General features: G+C 63.1%; 3 protein-coding genes. All 3 read right to left on the bottom strand.

Annotation, left to right across the window (positions count from 1 at the left end; genetic code table 11):
• The coding region (locus tag GOX63_RS23595; protein WP_170547349.1) for an NAD(P)/FAD-dependent oxidoreductase at positions 1-1,334 on the bottom strand (1,334 nt) is incomplete at its 3' end.
• Entirely contained in the window at positions 1,331-2,827 is a 1,497-nt protein-coding gene (locus tag GOX63_RS23590) for an aldehyde dehydrogenase (protein WP_170547346.1), read from the bottom strand. The genes GOX63_RS23595 and GOX63_RS23590, both read right to left, overlap by 4 nt.
• A gap of 5 nt (positions 2,828-2,832) precedes the next feature.
• The gene (locus tag GOX63_RS23585) at positions 2,833-3,750 is read right to left on the bottom strand and encodes a dihydrodipicolinate synthase family protein (RefSeq protein WP_170329180.1); all 918 of its coding nucleotides are present in this window, start codon (positions 3,748-3,750) and stop codon (positions 2,833-2,835) included.
• Positions 3,751-3,869 lie beyond the last annotated feature (119 nt).

The following is a 3,869-nucleotide window of genomic DNA, read 5'->3' as shown; positions in this document are numbered from 1 at the left end:
TCTCTTGCTTTCCATTCTTTCCATCTGAGTATTGCGTTTGCGCCGATTTCTCGGAAGGGTTGTGGTGGCAGGCGTTTGGGTTGGTCTTCGGCCTCGAAGTGGCGGGTGATGTCTGATGTGTGGCCACAGGCGCGTTCGGCTGCGGCGATGCCGGTGAGGGTGCCGCGTGCGGTGCCCAGACCGTTCTGGACGCAGCCGGAATAGACGCCGGGTTCGATCTCGCGCGTGACCGAGACGCTGTTGAGGCTCAGGCACAGGTGGCCGGCCCAATGATATTCCATCTCCATCCCGGCCAGTTGCGGGAAGCGTTGTTCGAACTTGCGCTGCATCACCCGCGATGCCCGCGTCAGATCGCGCGCCGAGGCCGCCATGCCGGGGCGCAGCGCCGCGCAGGTGCGGGTGATGATGCGATTGCCGCCCTGTCCGGTATCAATGCGCCGCATCGTGGTGCCCATCGGATCGGAGGGGGTCACACCCCAGCGCGGCTGCCCGCCCAGTTTGGCCAGCGCGTCGGCGTCCAGCTCGGGCGTCATCGCGGCGAACAGGAACAGCTGCATCAGACGGTTGCGTTCGATCCCGAAGCTTTCGAGATGGCCATTGACCGTCAGGATCACCGCGCCCGTGCTGACCGCGCCGCGTTTGGTTTTCACCTGCCACGCGCCGCCCTGCTTTTCGAACCCGGTGACGGCCGAGTTTTCATACAGCGCCACGCCATTGCGGGCCAATCCGGCCGCCAGCCCGCGTATATAGCCTGCGGGCTGCAGCATGACCGTTCCGGATGTATAAAGCCCGGACCGATAGTGGCGCGAGCCGGTCAGGTCGTACATTTGCTCAGAATCCAGCATCTCGCTGGCTTCGCCCAACGTCTCCAGATGCTGGGCATAGCTGACGTTATGGGCATGACCCGCCGCACTGGCGGCGCCATTCACCTTGCCTGCGGGGTCAAAGAAGTTCGGGTCGATCTGATATTGCTCGACCGCGGATCGGGCAAAGGCAATCGCCTGCCGGTTCAGCGCGATCATCTTGCGGTCATCGCCGCCGCCGGAATAGTCATCCGAGGCCAGGTCATGCGGCAGATCTATCATGAAGCCCGAGTTGCGCCCCGCCGCGCCCTCGGCCACGCGTCCGGCCTCGAGCACGATGATTTTGGCGTCGGGCTGCAACTGCTTTACCCGCTGCGCCGCCGACAGGCCCGCAAAACCCGCACCGACGATCGTGACGTCCGCCGCCAGGTCACCGGCCAGCTCTTGCGCGGGGGCAGGAGCGCCAAGGATGGCGCTCCAGGCTGCCGGTCCGCGGTGAACCGGCAGGGATCTGGCAGAGTATTTGCTCAATCGACTGCCTCGTCTGCGTCATCGGCCAGATCGATCCAGATGGTTTTCAGCTGGGTGTACTGATCATGCGCATGGACCGAGTTGTCGCGGCCGCCAAAGCCCGATTGCTTGAACCCGCCAAACGGGGTCGAGATGTCACCCTCGCCAAAGCTGTTGACCGTCACGGTCCCGGCGCGCAGGGCACGGGCACCGCGAATGGCGCGCTTGGCATTGGCGGTGAAGATCGACGCGCACAGGCCGAATTCGGTGTCATTGCCGACCTCGATAGCCTCGTCAAAGCCCGAGACTTCGATCACCGACAGAACCGGGCCAAAGATCTCTTCCCGCGCCAGCAGGGCGTTGTTGTCTGCGACCTCGACCACCGTGGCCTCGACAAAGCCGTTCTCGGCCTTGCCACCGATCACCACATTCTCGGCCTGATCCAGATACGAGCAGACCTTGGTGTAGTGGCTTTCGCTGACCAGCGCGCCCATGCGGGTTTCCGGGTCCAGCGGGTCGCCGATATTCCACTGTTTGGCGTGATGCGCGATGCGCTCCAGCAGCTCGGCCTTGACGTCCTTGTGCACGATCAGGCGCGAGCTGGCCGAGCAGTTCTCGCCCATGTTCCAGAACGCCCCGTTGACCAGATGCTGGGCCACGCGGTCCAGGTTCTCGGCATCGTCCATCACGATGGCGGGGTTCTTGCCGCCCATCTCCAGCACGACTTCCTTGGCGTTGGATTCCGCCGAATAGGTCAGGAATTTCTTGCCGGTTACGGTCGAGCCGGTGAAGGACACCATGTCGATATCCATGTGACGACCGATCGGCTCACCCACGTCGCCGCCACCACCGGGCAGGATGTTCAGAACACCGGCAGGGACACCGGCCTCCATCGCCAGTTCGGCCACGCGCAGCGCGGTCAGGGTGGTTTCCTTGGCCGGTTTGATCACCAGCGAACAGCCAGCCGCCAGCGCCGGGCCGATCTTCCAGGCCAGCATCAGCAGAGGGAAGTTCCACGGCAGCACCAGACCAACCACGCCGATCGGCTCGCGCACCACCATGGCAATGTGATCGTCGCTGGCAGGGGCCACCTGATCATAGATCTTGTCGATCGCCTCGGCGTGCCATTTCAGGCAGTGGATGGTCTCGGGCACGTCCACGGTCTCGCAGTCGTAGATCGTCTTGCCGCTGTCGAGGCTTTCCATCACCGCCAATTCGCGCGCGTTGCGGGTCATCAGTTTGCACAGCCGGATCAGCACGTCCTTGCGCTCGGACGGGTGCAGTTTCGACCAGCGGCCATCGTCAAAGGATTCGCGCGCTTTCTCGACCGCGAAGTCCACATCCTCGGACCCACAGGCGGCAATCTCGGCCAGGGTCTCGCCGGTGGCCGGGTTGGTGCTGGTGAAGGTCTTGCCGGAAATCGCCGGGCGGAACGTGCCGTCGATGAACGCGCCGGTGGGCAGGTTCAGACCTGCGGCAATGGATTTGTATTCGTCCTGTGTCAGCAGATCCATGTGTCTTATCCTTCTGCCACGATGTCGGCGATTTTGCGTTTCAATACGCGCGTGACCTGTTCCAGCGCGCGCTTGTCATCCTTGTTCAGACCCTTCAGCGGCGCGCGCATGGCGCCTGCGTCGAACCCGTTCATGGTGACGCCATGCTTGATGGTCTGGATGAACTTGCCACCCTGTTCCAGCACATGCATCAGCGGCAGCAGCGCGCTCATGATGCGACGGCCCTTGTCGAAATTGCCTTCGACCACACAGGCATTATAGAGCGCCACGTGTTCCGCGGGCAGGAAGTTCGACCCGCCACAGACCCAGAACGGAGCCCCCCAGGCAAAGAATTCCAGCGCCTGATCGTCCATGCCGCAGCCCATCTGGATATGCGGATAGTCGCGCGCCAGCAGGTGCACCCGGTTGATATCGCCCGAGCTTTCCTTGATGCCGCAGAAGTTGCGGCTGCGGCCCACGCGGTCCAGGAATTCCGGACCCATCATGGTGCCGGTGCGGTGCGGATAGTTGTACAGCATCACCGGCAGATCCGCGGCCTTGTCGATGGCCAGCGCGTTCAACGCATTCTCGCGGTCGGTCGGAACCGAATAGGCCGGGCTGGCCAGCAGGATCGAATCCGCCCCGATCTCGCGCGCGCCGGTGGCCAGCGCAATCGAATCCGGCGTCATCATCGCCCCTGTGCCCACCACCAGCGGCAGGCGACCCTTCAGGCGCTCGTGAGTGAACCTGGCCAGCTCCAGACGTTCCGCCACGGTCTGGGCATAGTTCTCGCCGGTCGAACCGCCCGAGATCAGGCCATGCACGCCGTTTTCGATCAGGTATTCAATCACATCCGACAGCGCGTCCCAGTTGACGCTGCCATCGGCGTGATAAGGGGTCACGACCGGCGTGTAGATCCCTTCGAATTTGAACAGGGGTGTCATCTATATCCTCATGCAGGGGTTTTGCGCGCCGTCGATCCCAGCGGCAAGTCAAGCCCCGTGGGCGTGACAAACAACTCAATCTGGTCGCGCGACAGATTCCAATGATCAATCGCCAATGA

This window comes from Ruegeria arenilitoris (genome assembly GCF_013031355.1).
GTDB lineage: Bacteria > Pseudomonadota > Alphaproteobacteria > Rhodobacterales > Rhodobacteraceae > Ruegeria > Ruegeria arenilitoris_C.
Note: the sequence above shows the minus strand (reverse complement) of the source record. Positions and strands in the feature narration are given on the sequence as shown.

Excerpts from the sequence above, each read along its gene's own strand:
- GOX63_RS23590 (WP_170547346.1), bottom strand. The coding sequence starts at position 2,827 with ATGGATCTGCTGACACAGGACGAATACAAATCCATTGCCGCAGGTCTG.
- GOX63_RS23585 (WP_170329180.1), bottom strand. The coding sequence starts at position 3,750 with ATGACACCCCTGTTCAAATTCGAAGGGATCTACACGCCGGTCGTGACC.